Source organism: Pseudomonas japonica, assembly GCF_900188455.1.
GTDB classification, from domain to species: Bacteria; Pseudomonadota; Gammaproteobacteria; order Pseudomonadales; family Pseudomonadaceae; genus Aquipseudomonas; species Aquipseudomonas japonica.
This window is the reverse complement of record NZ_FZOL01000018.1, coordinates 1-17,029: the sequence shown is the minus strand read 5'-3', so window position 1 is coordinate 17,029 and position 17,029 is coordinate 1. Positions and strand designations below refer to the sequence as shown.

Here is a 17,029-nt window from a genome sequence, read left to right as displayed (position 1 = left end):
CGAAGGCCCGTGCCGTAAGGCTTGTGCCGGGCAAATTGGCGTGGAGGGACGGTGACGACAGGCGCTCATTGCTCGAAGCGCGGCTCGGCGTCATAATGTAGCCCCTTTTTTCTGTCCCTACATGTGGAAGGTTCCCGTGACTCAGAAGCCCGACCAGTGTCTTGGTGAGTGGATCGATCGTGAAGCACTTGCCGAAGCGATGATCCCGCTTATCGGTCAGCTCTACCGCAACAATAACGTGGTGAGCTCGATCTATGGCCGTAGCCTGATCAACCGTTCGGTGATCGCGATCCTCAAGGCCCACCGCTTTGCTCGCCATCGCCAGACCGACGAAACCGAACTGTCCGTCCACGAGACATTCCCACTGCTCAAGGCCATGAGCGAGCTGAAACTGGGCGCCGCTTCGGTCGACCTGGGCAAGCTGGCCAACAAGTTCAAGCTGGAAGGCAATGGCCGCAGCGTCGAGCAGTTCGTTCGTGAAGAGCTGGCTGACGTCGTTGGTCAGCAGAACGCTTCCGCACGCAAAGGCACCGACGTCGTCCTGTACGGCTTTGGTCGCATCGGCCGCCTGCTGGCGCGCATCCTGATCGAGAAGACCGGTGGCGGCGACGGCCTGCGCCTGCGTGCCATCGTCGTGCGCAAGGGCGCGACCAACGACCTGATCAAGCGTGCCAGCCTGCTGCGTCGTGACTCGGTTCACGGCCCGTTCGACGGCACCATCACCGTCGACGAAGAGAACAACACCATCACCGCCAACGGCAACCTGATCCAGGTGATCTACGCCAAGGCGCCGAGCGAAGTCGACTACACCCAGTACGGCATCGACAACGCCCTGATCGTCGACAACACCGGCGTATGGCGTGACGCCGAGGGTCTGGGTCAGCACCTGGCCTGCCCGGGCGCCGCTCGCGTGATCCTCACCGCACCTGGCAAGGGCGCGCTGAAGAACATCGTTCACGGCATCAACCACGGCGACATCACCGCCGACGACAAGATCATCTCCGCCGCTTCCTGCACCACCAACGCCATCGTGCCGGTGCTGAAGGCGCTGAATGACCAGTACGGCATCGTCAACGGCCACGTCGAAACCGTTCACTCGTTCACCAACGACCAGAACCTGATCGACAACTTCCACAAGGGCAGCCGTCGCGGTCGCGCCGCGCCGCTGAACATGGTCATCACCGAGACCGGCGCCGCCACCGCTGCCGCCAAGGCTCTGCCAGTGCTGAAAGGCAAGCTGACCGGCAACGCCATCCGCGTTCCGACGCCGAACGTCTCCATGGCGATCCTCAACCTGAACCTGGAAAAGGCCACTACTCGCGAAGAGCTGAACGAGTACCTGCGCCAGACCGCCATGCATTCCGAACTGCACAAGCAGATCGACTACGTGAGCTCCCAGGAAGTGGTCTCCACCGACTTCGTCGGTTCACGCCACGCCGGTGTGGTCGACGCCGAAGCCACCATCTGCAACGACAACCGTGTTGTTCTGTACGTCTGGTACGACAACGAATTCGGTTACAGCTGCCAGGTCGTGCGCGTGATGGAAGACATGGCTGGTGTGAACCCGCCTGCGTTCCCACGCTAAGCTTGCTGGTGTGTTGAAAAGAACGGGAACCTCAGGGTTCCCGTTTTTTTTGCCCTGCATTCCGGGACCGCTTTGCGGTCCTTCGCGGGCAAGCCACGCTCCTACGGGCGTCCGCGCAAGCCTGCGTAGGAGCGTGGCTTGCCCGCGAAAGGGCGCGCAGCGGCCTCCGAATAAAAGGTGGACCGATTTGAAAGCACTCCTGAGCGTCTTCTGTGCCCTTGCCCTGACCGGTTGTGGAGAATCCGACCCGGTCGAGCGCATCAGCGGCCCGACCATGGGCAGCACCTACACCGTGCAATACGTACCGCCCGCCAACGGCCCGGATGCCAGCCAGGTCAGGCAGGAAATCGAAAACATCCTCGCCACCCTCGACCAGCACTTCTCCACCTACCGCGGCGATTCCCTGGTCAGCGCCTTCAACCACCTGCCTGCCGGCAGTTGCCAGGTCATGCCGCAAGACGTGCTCGACCTGGTCCGCTTCGGCGACACCCTGTGGCGCGAAAGCGGTGGTGCCTTCGACCTGAGCGTCGAGCCGCTGATGAACCTCTGGGGCTTCGGTCCGCAATCCCGTGAACAGAAGGTCCCCGACCCGCAACGCCTGGCCGAGACTCGCCAGCGCGTCGGTCAGGGGTATCTGCGCATCGACGGCGACCAGTTGTGCAAGGACATCGCCCTGGAGCTGGACTTCGACAGTATCGTCGCCGGTCATGGCGTCGACCTGATCGCCGCGCGCCTGCGCGCGCTGGGTATCGACAACCAGCTGGTGGAGGTCACCGGTGAGCTCAAGGCGCTTGGCCGCAAGCCCGACGGCAGCGCCTGGCGCGTGGCGCTGGAGCTGCCCAGGGAAGATCGCCAGATCGCCGAGCAGATCCTTGGCATCGATGGCCTCGGCGTGTCGACGTCAGGTGACTACCGCAACTATTTCGAGGAAAATGGCCAGCGTTTTTCCCATACCTTCGATGCCCGTCTCGGCCGCCCGGTGGCGCATGCCCTGGCGGCGGTGACGGTGTTCGATCCGTCGGCGCTGGTGGCCGACGGGTATTCCACGCTGTTGCTGATTCTTGGCCCGGAACAGGGCTGGGAGTTCGCCGTGGCGCAGGACCTGGCCGCGGTTTTCGTGCTGCGTGCCGATAGCGGTTTCAGCGTCCGTGTGACCCCGGCCTTCGCGCGGGTCGTCGCTACAGGCGCGGCTGAAAACAAACAATGATGTCTTGCATGTAGTGCAGAGAAAAATAGCCTACGACGCGACCAAGGGTTAATGTGCGCGCCACTGAAGCTTGATTAGACTGCACCCGAATTTTTTCATGGGGCCCGCCGGGCACATGATGTAGCCCCGGGACGCCGGCCAGGCGCCCGGGCCTGTTCTGAAGGAGTACGCATGGCTGTCTACAACTACGACGTAGTGGTGCTGGGTTCCGGCCCCGCAGGAGAAGGGGCGGCAATGAATGCCGCCAAAGCAGGACGCAAGGTTGCGATGGTCGATAGCCGTCGTCAGGTCGGCGGCAACTGCACCCATCTGGGCACCATCCCGTCCAAGGCCCTGCGTCACTCGGTGCGCCAGATCATGCAGTTCAACACCAACCCGATGTTCCGGGCCATTGGTGAGCCGCGCTGGTTCTCGTTCCCCGATGTACTGAAGAGCGCCGAGAAGGTCATTTCCAAGCAGGTCGCCTCGCGCACCGGCTACTACGCGCGCAACCGCGTCGACGTGTTCTTCGGCACCGGCAGCTTCGCCGACGAGCAGACCGTGGAAGTGGTCTGCGCCAACGGCGTGGTCGAGAAGCTGGTGGCCAAGCACATCATCATCGCCACCGGTTCGCGTCCGTATCGCCCGGCCGATATCGACTTCCATCACCCGCGCATCTACGACAGCGACACCATCCTCAGCCTCGGGCACACCCCGCGCAAGCTGATCGTCTACGGCGCCGGGGTGATCGGTTGCGAATACGCCTCGATCTTCAGCGGCCTCGGCGTGCTGGTGGAACTGGTGGACAACCGTGGTCAACTGCTCAGCTTCCTCGACTCGGAAATCTCCCAGGCCCTGAGCTACCACTTCAGCAACAACAACATCACCGTGCGCCACAACGAAGAGTACGAGCGCGTCGAAGGCCTGGACAACGGGGTGATCCTGCACCTGAAGTCGGGCAAGAAGATCAAGGCCGACGCCTTGCTGTGGTGCAACGGCCGTACCGGCAACACCGACCGGCTGGGTCTGGAGAACATCGGCATCAAGGTCAACAGCCGTGGCCAGATCGAAGTCGACGAAGCCTATCGGACCCAGGTGCCGAACATCTATGGTGCCGGTGACGTGATCGGCTGGCCGAGCCTGGCCAGTGCCGCCCACGACCAGGGCCGTTCGGCCGCCGGCAGCATCGTCGACAATGGCAGCTGGCGCTTCGTCAACGACGTGCCGACCGGCATCTATACCATTCCGGAGATCAGCTCGATCGGCAAGAACGAGCAGGAACTGACCCAGGCCAAGGTGCCCTACGAAGTGGGCAAGGCCTTCTTCAAGAGCATGGCCCGCGCGCAGATCGCCGGCGAGCCGCAAGGCATGCTGAAGATCCTGTTCCACCGCGAGACCCTGGAAATCCTCGGCGTGCACTGCTTCGGCTACCAGGCCTCGGAGATCGTCCATATCGGCCAGGCCATCATGGACCAGCCGGGTGAGCGCAATACGCTGAAGTATTTCGTCAACACCACCTTCAACTACCCGACCATGGCCGAAGCCTATCGGGTAGCGGCGTACGATGGCCTCAACCGGCTTTTTTGAGCCGCTCCGGCCGGTGGCCTGAGCCGGCCGGGGAGACCGATTTCAGCGATTCTCGAGAGTGGCGCTGGCCAAACCGGGAAAGTCTGTAATCAGGCTGTCTACGCCGAAGTCGGCGAGCCGGCGCATCAGCGCCGGTTCGTTGACCGTCCACACCGACACATGCAGTCCCTGGCGCTGGGCCTTGATCAGGCGCTCGGGACTGCAGTGCGTCCAGTTCAGCGCCAGCAATTCACAGCCGTAGTTCTGCGCGACCTTCAGCGGGTCGAGCCAGGCGTATTCCGCCACCAGTCCACGGGAAATGTCCGGTACCAGCTCCTGGGCCGCGCTGAGCACTTCCCGCGAGCTGGAGGTGATGGTCAGCTTGTCGAGCAGGCCGAAGCGCTGGGCCATCTCGCGGATCGCCAGCACCGTGGTGGCTGCGCGGGTACGCGAGGCGCTCTTCACTTCCAGTTGCCAGTGCTCGAAGTCGCACTTTTCGAACAGTTCCTCAAGGCGCGGAACGGGGCAGGGTTGTACCCAGCCCGGCCCGCCCTTGCGCGCGTCGTAGGTGACCAGTTCGGCGGCGCTGTGCTCCACCACCTTGCCGCGCCGGCCGGTGGTGCGCTTGAGTGTCGGGTCATGGATCACCATCAGCTCGTTGTCGGCCGACAGGTGCAGGTCGAGTTCACAGCGCCGCACGCCATGTCGCAGGCACTGCTGGAAGCTGGTCAGGGTGTTTTCCGGGGCTTCGCCCTTGGCGCCACGATGGCCGTAAATCTGCGTCACGTTTGTTCCTTCAAGTAAGACTGAGAACTGAAACTCAGGAAACTGGCGGGTCGTTCTGTTCCAGGGCCTGGCGGCGTTGCTGTTGCTGACGTTGCAGGATATAGCGGGCCAGCAACTGGCGCTGGGCGTCGCTGATATCGACGAATTCGCTGCCGATGTCATATTGGCCGTCGGCCAGCTTGTCGCAGTGGGTGATGCGGGCGCGCAGCAGGAGGCCGGAGGCGCGGGGCATCAGGACCATCTTCACCGCCACCCGGGTACCGGGGGCGAAGGCCTCGGGATTGCTGAACTCGACCCCGCCTTCGGAGAGGATCACCGCCTGCGGGGCGCCGATCTGTCCCAGCAGGGTCTGCGCGAGCACCGCGCTGAGCAGGTCGATACGCTTGTTCTGGGCCTTGAGGAAGGCCGCCAGGGTGCGATCCTTCTCGCTGAGCTGGCGCAGCAGGTGCTGCGATTCGAACTCGCTCAGGTGCAGTTCGCTGAGCAGGTTGAACAGCGGTGAATCATCCTGCAACAACTCCGTGCCAAGGGCGTCCGCCGTGCTCAGCGGGCTAATTTCCAGTGCGATCCGGTCCTCGATACGATAGTATTCGCGGCGATCTTCTTCATCTAATGTCGACATGGCGAACCCATGGTTACGGCGGTGGTCTGAGTGTAAATCCGCTGTCCTGCCCCCGCCACAAGGACGTTCCTCTTTCATCCGAACAAGCCCCGACATGTTCAGACCTCTCTTCGTATTCATCGGCACGCGCTACACCCGTGCCAAGCGCCGCAATCACTTCGTCTCGTTCATTTCCCTGACCTCGATGATCGGCCTCGCCCTGGGCGTGGTGGTGATGATCGTGGTGCTTTCGGTCATGAATGGCTTCGACCACGAGATGCGTACCCGCGTCCTCGGCATGGTCCCGCATGCCACGCTGGAGACCGGGCAGCCGCTCAACGACTGGCCGGCCCTCGCTGCTGAAGTAAAGCAGAATCCGTCGGTGCTGGACGTGGCGCCCTTCACCCAGATGCAGGGTTTGCTGACCCACGAGGGCAAGGTACAGAAAGTCCTGCTCAACGGCATTGACCCGGCGCAGGAACGCAAGGTTTCGATCATCGGCAACTTCATCCAGCAGGGGCGCCTGGAGGACCTTGCGCCAGGCAGCTTCGGCATCCTCATCGGCGACAAGGCCGCGGCCAAGCTGGGGGTCGGCATCGGCGACAAGCTGACCTTCGTCGCCCCGGAAGTCACCGTGACTCCGGCCGGGATGTTCCCGCGCATGAAGCGTTTCACCGTGGTCGGCATCTTTCACGTCGGCGCCGGCGAGATCGACGGCTACCTCGGCCTGACCAATCTCTCCGACCTGTCGCGCCTGCATCGCTGGAAGGCCGACCAGGTCCAGGGCCTGCGCCTGAAGTTCGACGACCTGTTCCAGGCCCCGCGCAATGCCTACAACATCGCCCGCCAGCTGGGCGACCGCGAGTTCTACGCGCGCGACTGGACCCGCAGCTACGGCAACCTGTACCAGGCGATCCGCATGGAGAAGGCGATGATCGGCCTGCTCCTGCTGCTGATCGTCGCGGTGGCGGCGTTCAACATCATTTCCACCCTGGTCATGGTGGTCAACGACAAGCGCGGCGACATCGCCATCCTCCGTACCCTGGGTTCGACACCGGGGCAGATCATGGCGATCTTCATGGTCCAGGGCACCATCATCGGCGTGGTCGGCACGGCCATCGGCGCCGCCGTCGGGATCGCCGCGGCGCTCAATGTCAGCGCCGCCATTGCCGGCGTGGAGCGCCTGATCGGCCACAAATTCCTCAACGCCGACGTCTATTTCATCGACTACCTGCCGTCCCGGATCATGGCCGAGGACGTGTGGATGGTCTGCGGCGCGGCGCTGGTCCTGAGTTTCCTCGCCACCCTGTATCCGGCCTGGCGTGCGGCACGCACCCAGCCCGCGGAGGCGCTACGTTATGAGTGAGTTGGGCATGAGTGATAAAGCCGTACTGAGTTGCCGCAGCCTGGGCAAGTCTTATGAAGAAGGCCCGGAGAAGGTGCAGGTGCTGTCGAACCTGCAGCTGGAACTGTTCGCCGGAGAGCGGGTGGCCATCGTCGGTAGCTCGGGGTCGGGCAAGAGTACCTTGCTCAACCTGCTGGGCGGTCTCGACACGCCGAGCGAAGGCAGCGTCTGGCTGGCCGGCGAGGAGCTGTCGGCCCTCGGCGAGCGCGCCCGTGGCCTGTTGCGCAACCGCGCGCTGGGCTTCGTCTACCAGTTCCACCACCTGTTGCCGGAGTTCACCGCCCTGGAGAACGTGTGCATGCCGCTGCTGATCGGCCGCACCGCGATTCCGGAAGCCCGCGAGCGCGCGGAGGCATTGCTCAAGCGTGTCGGTCTCGGCCATCGGCTCAACCACAAGCCGGCGGAGCTTTCCGGCGGCGAGCGTCAGCGCGTGGCGATCGCCCGGGCGCTGGTCAACCGGCCGGGACTGGTGATGCTCGACGAGCCCACCGGCAACCTCGACCAGCACACCGCCCAGGGCATCCAGGATCTGATGCGTGAGTTGAGCACCTCGTCGCAGACCGCCTTCCTGGTCGTGACCCACGATCTGAACCTGGCGCGGCAGATGGACCGCGTGCTGCGTCTGGAAGAGGGCCAACTGGTCTCGATCTGACGCGTGGCGGGCGCCCGTGCCGTCGCCGGGCGCCCTGGTCGTTTTCTTTGCCTGGGTGCATCACTTCATGTTCAGACCCCTGTCAATCTTCATCGGCGCGCGCTACACCCGCGCCAAGCGCCGCAACCATTTCATCTCGTTCATTTCCATGACCTCGATGATCGGCCTGTCCCTGGGCGTGCTGGCGATGATCACGGTGTTGTCGGTGATGAACGGTTTCCAGCGCGAAATGAGTTCGCGGATCCTCGGCATGGTGCCCCACGCCATGATCGTCGGGGTCAACCCGCTGGACGACTGGCAGCCGGTGGCCGCTGCCGCGCTGAAGAATCCCGAGGTGATCGCCGCGGTGCCCTTCACCGAGATGGAAGGCATGCTCTCCTACAAGGGTTCGATGCAGCCGATCCAGGTCAGTGGCATCGACCCGGCGCAGGAAGGCAAGGTTTCCATCGTCACCGAGCATATCGTCCAGGGCCGTCTGGAAGACCTCAAGCCCGGCGAGTTCGGGGTAGTGATCGGCGAGATCACCGCGCGGCGCTTCCGTCTCAACGTCGGCGACAAGCTGACCCTGATCGTCCCGGAGGTGAGCAGCGAGCCGGGCGGCATCACGCCGCGCATGCAGCGCCTGAACGTGGTCGGCATCTTCAAGGTCGGTGCCGAGCTGGACGGCTCCATGGCCATGATCCACGTTGCCGATGCCGCGGAAATGCAGCGCTGGGCGCCGAACCAGGTACAGAGCGTGCGCCTCAAGCTCAAGGACCTGTACGCGGCGCCGGCGGTGTCGGCGTCCATCGTCTCGAGCCTGGGCGAGCAATACCGCGCCGATGACTGGACCCACACCCAGGGCAGCCTGTTCAGCGCCATGAAGATGGAAAAGACCATGATCGGCCTGTTGCTGCTGATGATCATCGCGGTGGCGGCGTTCAACATCATCGCCACCCTGATCATGGTGGTGAACGACAAGGGCGCGGACATCGCCATCCTGCGCACCATCGGTGCGACGCCTGGGCAGATCATGGGCACCTTCATGGTTCAGGGCAGCCTGATCGGCGTGGTCGGCACCCTGATCGGCGGGGTGCTCGGCGTGGCCCTGGCGCTGAACGTCAGCGACGTGGTCAGCTGGATCGAGCGGGTCAGTGGCCAGCACATCTTCACGTCCGACGTGTACTTCATCAGCTCGCTGCCGTCGGAGCTGCAATGGGGCGATGTGGCGTTGATCTGCACGGCCGGCCTGGTGATGAGCTTCCTCGCCACCCTGTACCCGGCCTGGCGTGCTTCGCAGGTCGAGCCGGCGATGGCCCTGCGTTACGAGTGAGCCTCGCGGCTGGGCAGGTCGATGATGAACCGTGTCCAGCCCGCCGCCGATTCGGCGCGAATGGTCCCGCCATGGGCACGGACGATGGATTGGGTGATCGCCAGGCCCAATCCGGCGTGTTCGCTGCTGCCGGCCCGGCGTGCGGGGTCGGCGCGGTAGAAGCGGTCGAACAGACGCGGTAGCTGCGCCGCATCGATCGGTTCACCGCGATTGGCCACTTCCAGGCGGATTTTTCCGCCACTTTCCTCGATGCCTACCCTGATTGCCCCGTTCTGCGGGGTGAAGCGCAGCGCGTTGTCCAGCAGGTTGGACAGGGCCCGGCGCAGCATGTGACGGTCGCCGCCCAGTGCGGCCTGGCCGCTGCGCTGCAACGCGACCCCGGCGTCCTCGGCCAGCGGCGCGTAGTACTCCAGCAAGGCATCCACTTCCTGGTCCAGGGCCAGCGGCTCGCGATTGGGCATCAGCAGGCCATGGTCGGCCTTGGCCAGATAGAGCATGTCGTTGACCATCTGCGCCATCCATTGCAGCTCCTCCAGGTTGCCGTGCAGGGCCTCGCGGTATTCGTCGAGACTGCGTGGGCGGGTGAGGGTGACCTGGGTGTGGGTCAGCAGGTTCGACAACGGAGTGCGCAATTCATGGGCGATGTCCGCGGAAAACGCCGAGAGGCGCTGGAAGGCATCGTCGAGGCGTTCGAGCATGGCGTTGACCGTGGCGGCCAGTTCCGCCAGCTCCACCGGCATCTGTTCCTCGGGCAGGCGCGTGGTCAGCGAGCGCGCCGAGACGCTGGCGGCGATCTCGCCCATCTGGCGTAGCGGCCGCAAGCCGCTGCGCGCGGCCCAGATGCCGAGCAGCGCGGTGGCCAGGGCGCTGAGACCGACGGTCAGCCAGATCAGGTGCTGCATGCGCTGGAGGAAATGCTGGTGGTGGGTGATATCGAGAAACAGGGTCAGTTGCAGCGCCGGCAACTGCACGGTGAGCCCGCGCCAGGCGACCTGCTCGTCGTGCAGGGTGGTCAGCCCCGCCGTGTTGGCGCTGGCGGGCAGGTCCGCGCGGCTGTCGAACCAGATCTGGCCGTCATTGCCGCGCAGGCGCAGGGCCAGGTCGGTCTGATGCGCCAGTTCTTCCTTCAGCTCGCCCAGGCGTGGCGCCAGGCTGCTCGGGCTGTCGACCCCGGTGAGCATGCGCTGCAGCACTGGCAGGCGACTGCCGAGCAGTTGCTGGTCCAGTTCGATGAAGTGCTTCTCGCTGGCGCGGCTGAAGAGAATCCCCGCCAGCAGCGAAACCACGGCGGTACAGGCGGCGAACAGCAGGGCCAGACGAGCACCGAGGGACAGGCGCGGCATCAGGCCGGCCGCTCTTCGAGCACGTAGCCCATGCCGCGCACCGTATGAATCAGTTTGTTGTCGTGGGCGTCGTCGATCTTCAGGCGCAGGCGGCGGATCGCGACTTCGATGACATTGGTATCGCTGTCGAAATTCATGTCCCAGACCTGCGAGGCGATCAGCGACTTGGGCAGCACCTCGCCCTGGCGACGCAGCAGCAGCTCCAGCAGGGCGAACTCCTTGGCGGTGAGATCGAGGCGCTGGCCGGCGCGTTCGACGCGACGGCGGATCAGGTCGAGGCGCAGGTCGGCCAGTCCCAGGGTGGTTTCCTGGGTCGGCGCGGTACCGCGGCGCAGCAGGGTGCGCACCCGGGCCAGCAGTTCGGAGAAGGCGAAGGGTTTCACCAGATAATCGTCGGCGCCCAGTTCCAGGCCATGGACCCGATCCTCGACGGCGTCACGGGCGGTCAGGAACAGCACCGGCACGTTCTGCCCGGCTTCGCGCACCGCCTGGAGAATCTGCCAGCCGTCGCGGCCGGGCAGCATCACATCGAGAATCAGCAGGTCGTAGTCGCCGGTCAGGGCCATGAACTGGCCGGTCTCGCCATCGCAGGCCAGCTCGGTACTGAATCCGGCCTCGCTGAGGCCCTGGCGCAGGTACTGGCCGGTCTTGGCCTGGTCTTCGACGATCAGCAGTTTCATGGGGCTCTCGGAGGTTGGCGACGGTGACGTTATACCTGTCCGGCGAGCGGGCAGGGCAAAGCTGACAAAGTTGTAATCTTTTCGTCAGGTCGACGCCAGCGCGGGTCTCGCACAATGGCGTCATGAATCGATCGAAACGAGGTACCCCCATGAAATCCGCACTTGCCGCCGCCGCTCTCGCCCTGTTCAGCCTGCCGGTCATCGCCGCGCCCGACCACGGCTTCTCGTTCGGCCAGCCGGCCGCGGCGGCCAAGGCCACGCGCACTGTGGAAGTGACGCTGGGCGAGATGTATTTCGAACCCCGCAACATCGACGTCAAGGCCGGTGAAACCGTGCGTTTCGTGGTGATCAACAAGGGGCAGGTGGCGCACGAATTCAATCTGGGCGACGCGGCCATGCATGCCGAGCACCAGAAGGAAATGCTGGCCATGGCGCAGATGGATCATTCGAAGATGGGGCATGGCGGTATGAACCACGGCATGAGCCACGACGACCCGAACACGGTCATGGTCCAGCCCGGCCAGCGCGGCGAGCTGACCTGGACCTTCAGCAAGTCCGCGCCCATCGAGTTCGCCTGCAACGTGCCGGGGCATTACCAGGCGGGAATGGTCGGCAAGCTGAACATCGCCCAGTGACCAACGCGAGGCGCAAACCCGATAGACTAGGGGCATTTCGTCCTTCAGGTTTGAGCCATGCACCCTGCTGCAGAACATTCACCGCTGGGTAAATCCAGCGAATACGTTTCCACCTACACGCCGTCCCTGCTGTTCCCCATCCCGCGCCTGGCGAAATGGGCCGAGCTGGGCGTCAGCGGCGACAGCCTGCCATGGCATGGCGTCGATTTCTGGAACTGCTTCGAGCTGTCCTGGCTGCTGTCGTCGGGCAAACCGGTGGTGGCCATCGGCGAGTTCGCCATTCCCGCGGATTCGCCGAACATCATCGAATCCAAGTCGTTCAAGCTCTATCTCAACTCCCTGAACCAGACCGTGTTCGAGTCGCCGGCCGCGTTGCAGGCGTGCCTGGAAAAGGACCTGAGCGCCGCCGCCGGCAAGCCGGTGGGCGTGCGCATTCGCGGTCTGGACGAGGTGACGGGCGAGGGTGTGATCAGTCTGCCGGGCCAGTGCATCGACGATCTGGATGTCAGCATCAGCAACTACGAGCAGCCGCAGCCTGAACTGCTGCGCTGCAATAAAGAGAAACAAGTTGACCAGGTGCTGCACAGTCATCTGCTCAAGTCCAACTGTCCGGTCACCGGCCAGCCGGACTGGGGCAGCGTGGTGGTGGAGTACCGCGGGCCGGAGCTGGATGCGGCGAGCCTGCTCACCTACCTGATCAGCTTCCGCCAGCATGCGGACTTCCATGAGCAGTGCGTGGAGCGGATCTGGCTGGATCTCAAGCGTCTGCTGGATCCGGAGCATCTGACGGTGTATGCGCGCTATGTGCGGCGGGGTGGGCTGGACATCAATCCGTACCGCAGTACCGGGCCGGTGGATGTGGATAACCGGCGTCTGGTGCGCCAGTAAGGCTGCAGAACGACAAAGCCCGTCATTCGACGGGCTTTGTCGTTTCAGGCGAGTCTCAGATCCCCATGCTCTGCAGGCTCTGAACGATATTGCGCAAGGTGGCGGTCAGCCCTGGGTGATCGACTTCGAAGCGCTCGACGGCGAGGTTGACGCCATCCACCAGGCTGTTGTCCTGGGTCGCGGCCTCCAGTTTGATCTGGGCGTCGATCTGTTGCATCAGTTGCTGCAGATGCTCGCGTTCCTCCAGGGACAGCGGCGGGTCTTGCTCCAGTTGCTCGCGCAGGGTGTCGAGTTGCTGTTGCAGTTCGCGGGCAGGCATGGTGATCTCCCTTATCTCGATAGGCACAGCCATGGACCCCGGTCGGTGGCGAAAGGTCCATGTCCCGCTTCACAGAGTAATCCACCCGCTGGCGCTTTGCATGATCCGGATCAAGCGCGGCCGTCAGGGCTTTTCGCCCTTGAGCCGGCGCTGGCCGATGTCCGCCAGGCAGTCCGCCAGTTCCTGCAGATGATCGATCACCGAATGCACGCCCAGGCCGAACAGTTGCAGGGTGGCCTTGCCGCGTCTTTGTTCGCGCTGCTTGTCGTCCAGCGCCTGCCACTGCGTTTCCGACAGACCGCACAGCGGTCCGCAGGCGGCCAGGCCGATGGTCCACAGGCCGGCGTTGAGCCCCGCCTGGAGCAGGCGCGGCTCGCCGCTGATCAGCACGCAACCGTCGAGTCGTCCGGCTTCGATCTGCATCAGCGCTTGCCAGCAGGCGTCCGGTGCCGGCCAGGGTTTCGCCGCGCCGTGATGGACCGCCCGCAGCCAGTCGGGCAAGGGCCTGCTCAGGTGTCTGCCGTGCTCAGGTGCGACATCGTCCAGCCAGGCACAGGGCACGTCGTGGTGTCGCAGCCAGTCGAGTACGTCGAGGGCGCCGGGGGTAGGGTGGACCGGAACATCCTGGGCAGCCTCCAGGCTGCGACCACCGAAATCGACCAGGCAGCCCCGGAGTCCGAACAACAGCGCAGTGAACGCGGGAGCGTTTGGCATTGGCAGACATCCCTGAAATAGCAGAGACGTTACCGGGCCTCGATGACGGTTTGGTGACGCCTGGGTGAAGGCCGGGGCGTCAACTATTTGCGACGCCGGCGCTGCGAGGCTTTATACTCGTTCAATTTCGCGCGGGGCCAGCTGGGCTCCGTTCAGTGTTCATCCAGGAGAGAAAGTTATGCGTGGGATCGGTACGGGAGTGCTCGATCGTTTGTTCCGGGCCAGTGTCTGCGCGACCGCGTTGCTGGCACCGTTCGCGGCCCAGGCGGCCACCGAGGAGGATCCTTGGGAAGCAGTAAACCGGCCAATCTTCCGCTTCAACGACACGGTCGATACCTACGCGCTGAAACCCATCGCCCAGGGCTACCAGTGGATCACCCCGCAATTCCTCGAGGATGGCATCCACAACATGTTCCTCAACCTGGGGGACGTGACCAACCTGGCCAACAACATCCTCCAGCTCAAGCCGCACGCGGCGGGTGTCGATACCGCGCGGCTGATCGTCAACACCACCTTCGGTCTCGGCGGCTTCTTCGACGTCGGCACCAGGATGGGCCTGCAGCGCAACGACGAAGACTTCGGCCAGACCCTCGGCTACTGGGGTGTCGCTAGCGGTCCGTACGTGATGCTGCCGCTGCTCGGCCCGAGCACCGTGCGCGATGCCATCGGCAAGTACCCGGACACCTACACCGAGCCCTACCAGTACATCGACCACGTACCGACCCGCAACACCCTGCGCGCCGTCGATGTAGTGGATACCCGTGCCAGCCTGCTGTCGGCGGAGAAGATGATCCAGGGCGACAAGTACATCTTCATCCGCAATGCCTACCTGCAGAACCGCGAGTTCAAGGTCAAGGACGGTCAGGTCGAGGACGATTTCTGATCGGTTCTTCGGGCTATGCGAAAGGCGACCTTCGGGTCGCCTTTTTCGTGGGGGAGGGGTTCAGTGCATCGCCAGGATGCGCAGGCCGAGTTTCTGCTGGTTGTCCGCCTGGTCGGCGATCCAGACCACCTGGGTGGTGGCCTCCAGGCCCTTGAGCGCCGGGTGGTCGGAATCGATGCGCACCTGCAGTTGATCACCCACCTGGAAGGTGCGCGGCGCCTGGATCTGCATGCCACTGCTGGACAAGTCCAGGCAGACCGCCGCGACCACCTGGTCGGCATGGATCAGGGTGACGTCGGCGTCGACCCGCATCCGGATGAAATCACGCTTCTCGCTGTAGCCGTCGAACGTCTGGCTCATACCTTCATCCTTACATTGAGTTGCCACAAACCGGGTTTTTATAACTCCCGGTGATTTGCGCTGTAAAGAGCGGCGCGTGAGCGTTGCCGCATGCTTGAAACGCCTGACGGATGGGAGTACCGTCTGCGCCTTACAGGGCACCTCTGCGGGTTGTCGGTCAGCTTTTTCTGACCTACAACTCAGATAGACAGAGTGGCTAGAAGAGAATCCAGTACGTGTGCTTTAGCCTGTCGAGCCACTTACGCCAACCTATTTCTGGCGCCGTTTGCCCACATGCAGAAAACCAGTGCAACGCTGCTGATAATCGATGACGACGACGTGGTGCGTGAAAGCCTCGCCGCCTACCTGGAAGACAGCGGTTTCAGCGTCCTGCAGGCAAGCAATGGCCAGCAGGGTCTCGAAGTGTTCGAACAGGATCGACCCGACCTTGTGATCTGCGATTTGCGCATGCCGCAAATGGGCGGGCTGGAGCTGATTCGCCAGGTTACCGAGCGCGCTCCCGACTTGCCGGTGATCGTGGTTTCCGGTGCGGGCGTGATGAACGATGCCGTCGAAGCCCTGCGTCTCGGTGCAGCCGATTACCTGATCAAGCCCCTGGAAGACCTCGCGGTGCTGGAGCACTCGGTGCGCCGTGCGCTGGATCGTGCGCGCCTGGTCCTGGAAAACCAGCGTTACCGGGAAAAGCTCGAAACCGCCAACCGCGAACTGGAAGCCAGCCTGCACCTGTTGCAGGAGGACCAGACCGCCGGTCGTCAGGTGCAGATGAACATGCTTCCGGAAAGCCCGTGGCACTGTGGCGGTTTTTCCTTCGAGCACCAGATCATTCCGTCGCTGTACCTGTCCGGAGATTTCGCCGACTACTTCCGCGTCGACGAGCGGCGTATCGCCTTCTACCTGGCGGATGTCTCCGGTCACGGCGCCTCGTCGGCGTTCGTCACGGTGCTGCTGAAGTTCATGACCACCCGGCTGCTGTTCGAATTCAAGCGCGCCGGGTCGTTGCGCGACTTCAAGCCGTCGGAGGTGCTGGGGCACATCAACCGCGGCCTGATCAACTGCAAGCTGGGCAAGCACGTGACCATGGTCGGTGGCGTCATCGACGAGGACACCGGCCTGCTGACCTATTCCATCGGCGGCCACCTGCCGCTGCCGGTACTGTTCACCCCGGGCCAGGGTCGTTACCTGGAGGGGCGTGGCCTGCCGGTCGGCCTGTTCGACGAGGCCACCTACCAGGATCATGTGCTGGAACTGCCGGAGCAGTTCAGCCTGACCCTGCTCTCGGACGGCATCCTTGACCTTTTGCCCGGCGAGACACTCAAAGATAAAGAAGCGGCCCTGCCTGAAATCATCAGGGACGCGGGCGGCAGCCTGGATGGCCTGCGGCAACGATTCGAATTGGCTACGCTTGGGGAGATGCCGGATGATATCGCCCTATTGGTGTTGAGCAGGAACCTTCAATGAGTACCGGTAGAATCCAGTTCGCCGAACAGAACGGCACCTTTGTTCTGAAATTTGTCGGTGAAGTGCGCCTGACCCTGTGTTCGGCGCTGGATGCAACTATTGAAAAGATCTTCACCGCCCTGAATTTCTCGGCGATCGTCATCGACCTGACGGAAACCCAGAGCATCGACAGCACCACCCTGGGCCTGCTGGCCAAGCTGTCGATCCTGTCGCGGCAGAAGGTCGGCCTGCTGCCGACCGTGGTCACCACCCACGCCGACATCACCCGTCTGCTGCAGTCGATGGGCTTCGACCAGGTGTTCAACATCGTCGATCGGCCGATTCCGTGCCCCGAGTGCCTGACCGACCTGCCATCGCAGGACCAGGACGAGGAGGTGGTGCGTTCCAAGGTGCTGGAGGCGCACAAGATCCTCATGGGCCTGAACGACTCCAACCGCGAGGCGTTCCATGACCTGGTGAGCGCGCTCGAACGTAGCTGAGACTTTTCAGGGCCCCATCGCGGGCAACGCCCGCTCCCAGTGTGCCCGGCATGGGCCAAAATCAGTCACCTGAAAGCGGTGGCCAGACTGAGTGACGATAACTGTAGTGAAACGCAAGGTGGACGCCGTGAGGCCAAGCTGAAAGAAGCGCGTAGCGAAGGCGCGACCGCAGGAACA

Annotated in this window: 18 protein-coding genes; 11 read left to right on the top strand and 7 right to left on the bottom strand. The window is 63.6% G+C overall.

Annotated features, from left to right (window positions below; genetic code table 11):
- Nucleotides 1-121: 121 nt before the first annotated feature.
- The 3 genes from CHB99_RS20260 to sthA all read left to right on the top strand — a co-directional run bounded on the left by CHB99_RS20260 (nt 122) and on the right by sthA (nt 4,358).
- Nucleotides 122-1,585 carry a glyceraldehyde-3-phosphate dehydrogenase gene (locus CHB99_RS20260; protein ID WP_042124357.1) on the top strand — a complete coding sequence of 488 codons (1,464 nt, stop codon included), beginning with the start codon at nt 122-124 and terminating at the stop codon, nt 1,583-1,585.
- Nucleotides 1,586-1,772: 187 nt separating this feature from the next.
- Nucleotides 1,773-2,792, top strand: coding sequence for an FAD:protein FMN transferase (locus tag CHB99_RS20255; protein WP_042124359.1), 1,020 nt, complete (start codon nt 1,773-1,775; stop codon nt 2,790-2,792).
- Between the two features lie 171 nt (nt 2,793-2,963).
- Nucleotides 2,964-4,358 carry a Si-specific NAD(P)(+) transhydrogenase gene (gene sthA, locus CHB99_RS20250; RefSeq protein WP_042124361.1) on the top strand — a complete coding sequence of 465 codons (1,395 nt, stop codon included), beginning with the start codon at nt 2,964-2,966 and terminating at the stop codon, nt 4,356-4,358.
- Between the two features lie 42 nt (nt 4,359-4,400).
- Here the strand turns inward: sthA and CHB99_RS20245 are convergent, their stop codons facing one another.
- Together CHB99_RS20245 and CHB99_RS20240 are read right to left on the bottom strand one after the other, a co-directional pair.
- The gene (locus tag CHB99_RS20245; RefSeq protein WP_042124363.1) at nt 4,401-5,123 is read right to left on the bottom strand and encodes a glycerophosphodiester phosphodiesterase; all 723 of its coding nucleotides are present in this window, start codon (nt 5,121-5,123) and stop codon (nt 4,401-4,403) included.
- A 34-nt stretch (nt 5,124-5,157) separates the two neighbouring features.
- A complete protein-coding gene (locus CHB99_RS20240; RefSeq protein WP_042124366.1) occupies nt 5,158-5,745 on the bottom strand; it encodes a PilZ domain-containing protein in 588 nt (195 codons plus the stop codon).
- Nucleotides 5,746-5,839: 94 nt separating this feature from the next.
- On the opposite strand from CHB99_RS20240, the gene CHB99_RS20235 reads away from it, so the two are divergent.
- From CHB99_RS20235 to CHB99_RS20225, 3 genes are all read left to right on the top strand, one after another.
- Entirely contained in the window at nt 5,840-7,090 is a 1,251-nt protein-coding gene (locus CHB99_RS20235; protein ID WP_042124367.1) for a lipoprotein-releasing ABC transporter permease subunit, read from the top strand.
- 7 nt (nt 7,091-7,097) lie between these two features.
- Complete coding sequence (gene lolD, locus CHB99_RS20230; RefSeq protein WP_170946399.1) at nt 7,098-7,781, top strand: lipoprotein-releasing ABC transporter ATP-binding protein LolD; 684 nt, start codon at nt 7,098-7,100, stop codon at nt 7,779-7,781.
- A 67-nt stretch (nt 7,782-7,848) separates the two neighbouring features.
- Entirely contained in the window at nt 7,849-9,093 is a 1,245-nt protein-coding gene (locus CHB99_RS20225; protein ID WP_042124398.1) for a lipoprotein-releasing ABC transporter permease subunit, read from the top strand.
- Here the strand turns inward: CHB99_RS20225 and CHB99_RS20220 are convergent.
- Both CHB99_RS20220 and CHB99_RS20215 read right to left on the bottom strand, forming a co-directional pair.
- Nucleotides 9,084-10,439 (bottom strand): heavy metal sensor histidine kinase, encoded by a 1,356-nt coding sequence (locus CHB99_RS20220; RefSeq protein WP_042124371.1) that lies wholly within the window; start codon nt 10,437-10,439, stop codon nt 9,084-9,086. The two genes, CHB99_RS20225 and CHB99_RS20220, sit on opposite strands and share 10 nt — an antisense overlap.
- Nucleotides 10,436-11,116 (bottom strand): heavy metal response regulator transcription factor, encoded by a 681-nt coding sequence (locus CHB99_RS20215; protein WP_042124374.1) that lies wholly within the window; start codon nt 11,114-11,116, stop codon nt 10,436-10,438. Before CHB99_RS20215 ends, CHB99_RS20220 begins: the two co-directional genes overlap by 4 nt.
- 149 nt (nt 11,117-11,265) lie before the next feature.
- Between CHB99_RS20215 and CHB99_RS20210 the strand changes: the two genes are divergently transcribed.
- Both CHB99_RS20210 and queF read left to right on the top strand, forming a co-directional pair.
- Nucleotides 11,266-11,751, top strand: coding sequence for a cupredoxin domain-containing protein (locus tag CHB99_RS20210; RefSeq protein WP_042124375.1), 486 nt, complete (start codon nt 11,266-11,268; stop codon nt 11,749-11,751).
- Nucleotides 11,752-11,808: 57 nt separating this feature from the next.
- A complete protein-coding gene (gene queF, locus CHB99_RS20205) occupies nt 11,809-12,639 on the top strand; it encodes an NADPH-dependent 7-cyano-7-deazaguanine reductase QueF (RefSeq protein ID WP_042124377.1) in 831 nt (276 codons plus the stop codon).
- A gap of 55 nt (nt 12,640-12,694) precedes the next feature.
- Here queF and CHB99_RS20200 read toward each other — a convergent pair whose 3' ends face one another.
- Together CHB99_RS20200 and pcrP are read right to left on the bottom strand one after the other, a co-directional pair.
- Complete coding sequence (locus tag CHB99_RS20200; RefSeq protein ID WP_042124379.1) at nt 12,695-12,958, bottom strand: DUF4404 family protein; 264 nt, start codon at nt 12,956-12,958, stop codon at nt 12,695-12,697.
- Nucleotides 12,959-13,081: 123 nt separating this feature from the next.
- A complete protein-coding gene (gene pcrP / locus CHB99_RS20195; RefSeq protein WP_042124382.1) occupies nt 13,082-13,672 on the bottom strand; it encodes an HAD superfamily inactivated hydrolase PcrP in 591 nt (196 codons plus the stop codon).
- Between the two features lie 178 nt (nt 13,673-13,850).
- Here pcrP and CHB99_RS20190 point away from each other — a divergent pair, with 178 nt between their 5' ends.
- Nucleotides 13,851-14,555, top strand: a complete 705-nt coding sequence (locus CHB99_RS20190) for an MlaA family lipoprotein (protein WP_042124384.1) — start codon at nt 13,851-13,853, stop codon at nt 14,553-14,555.
- 60 nt (nt 14,556-14,615) lie between these two features.
- Here the strand turns inward: CHB99_RS20190 and CHB99_RS20185 are convergent, their stop codons facing one another.
- On the bottom strand, nt 14,616-14,915 hold the full coding sequence (locus tag CHB99_RS20185; protein ID WP_042124386.1) for a PilZ domain-containing protein: 300 nt from the start codon (nt 14,913-14,915) through the stop codon (nt 14,616-14,618).
- A 273-nt stretch (nt 14,916-15,188) separates the two neighbouring features.
- On the opposite strand from CHB99_RS20185, the gene rssB reads away from it, so the two are divergent.
- On the top strand, nt 15,189-16,373 hold the full coding sequence (rssB, locus tag CHB99_RS20180; RefSeq protein WP_042124388.1) for a two-component system response regulator RssB: 1,185 nt from the start codon (nt 15,189-15,191) through the stop codon (nt 16,371-16,373).
- Nucleotides 16,370-16,852 carry an anti-sigma factor antagonist RssC gene (gene rssC, locus CHB99_RS20175; RefSeq protein WP_009394781.1) on the top strand — a complete coding sequence of 161 codons (483 nt, stop codon included), beginning with the start codon at nt 16,370-16,372 and terminating at the stop codon, nt 16,850-16,852. Before rssB ends, rssC begins: the two co-directional genes overlap by 4 nt.
- The last annotated feature ends 177 nt before the right edge of the window (nt 16,853-17,029 follow it).

Coding starts and splice junctions, on each gene's coding strand:
- lolD (WP_170946399.1), top strand. CDS start 7,098: ATGAGTGATAAAGCCGTACTGAGTTGCCGCAGCCTGGGCAAGTCTTAT.
- CHB99_RS20190 (WP_042124384.1), top strand. CDS start 13,851: ATGCGTGGGATCGGTACGGGAGTGCTCGATCGTTTGTTCCGGGCCAGT.
- CHB99_RS20240 (WP_042124366.1), bottom strand. CDS start 5,745: ATGTCGACATTAGATGAAGAAGATCGCCGCGAATACTATCGTATCGAG.
- CHB99_RS20200 (WP_042124379.1), bottom strand. CDS start 12,958: ATGCCTGCCCGCGAACTGCAACAGCAACTCGACACCCTGCGCGAGCAA.
- queF (WP_042124377.1), top strand. CDS start 11,809: ATGCACCCTGCTGCAGAACATTCACCGCTGGGTAAATCCAGCGAATAC.
- CHB99_RS20215 (WP_042124374.1), bottom strand. CDS start 11,116: ATGAAACTGCTGATCGTCGAAGACCAGGCCAAGACCGGCCAGTACCTG.
- CHB99_RS20235 (WP_042124367.1), top strand. CDS start 5,840: ATGTTCAGACCTCTCTTCGTATTCATCGGCACGCGCTACACCCGTGCC.
- rssB (WP_042124388.1), top strand. CDS start 15,189: ATGCAGAAAACCAGTGCAACGCTGCTGATAATCGATGACGACGACGTG.
- pcrP (WP_042124382.1), bottom strand. CDS start 13,672: ATGCCAAACGCTCCCGCGTTCACTGCGCTGTTGTTCGGACTCCGGGGC.
- CHB99_RS20225 (WP_042124398.1), top strand. CDS start 7,849: ATGTTCAGACCCCTGTCAATCTTCATCGGCGCGCGCTACACCCGCGCC.
- CHB99_RS20210 (WP_042124375.1), top strand. CDS start 11,266: ATGAAATCCGCACTTGCCGCCGCCGCTCTCGCCCTGTTCAGCCTGCCG.
- CHB99_RS20185 (WP_042124386.1), bottom strand. CDS start 14,915: ATGAGCCAGACGTTCGACGGCTACAGCGAGAAGCGTGATTTCATCCGG.
- sthA (WP_042124361.1), top strand. CDS start 2,964: ATGGCTGTCTACAACTACGACGTAGTGGTGCTGGGTTCCGGCCCCGCA.
- rssC (WP_009394781.1), top strand. CDS start 16,370: ATGAGTACCGGTAGAATCCAGTTCGCCGAACAGAACGGCACCTTTGTT.
- CHB99_RS20260 (WP_042124357.1), top strand. CDS start 122: ATGTGGAAGGTTCCCGTGACTCAGAAGCCCGACCAGTGTCTTGGTGAG.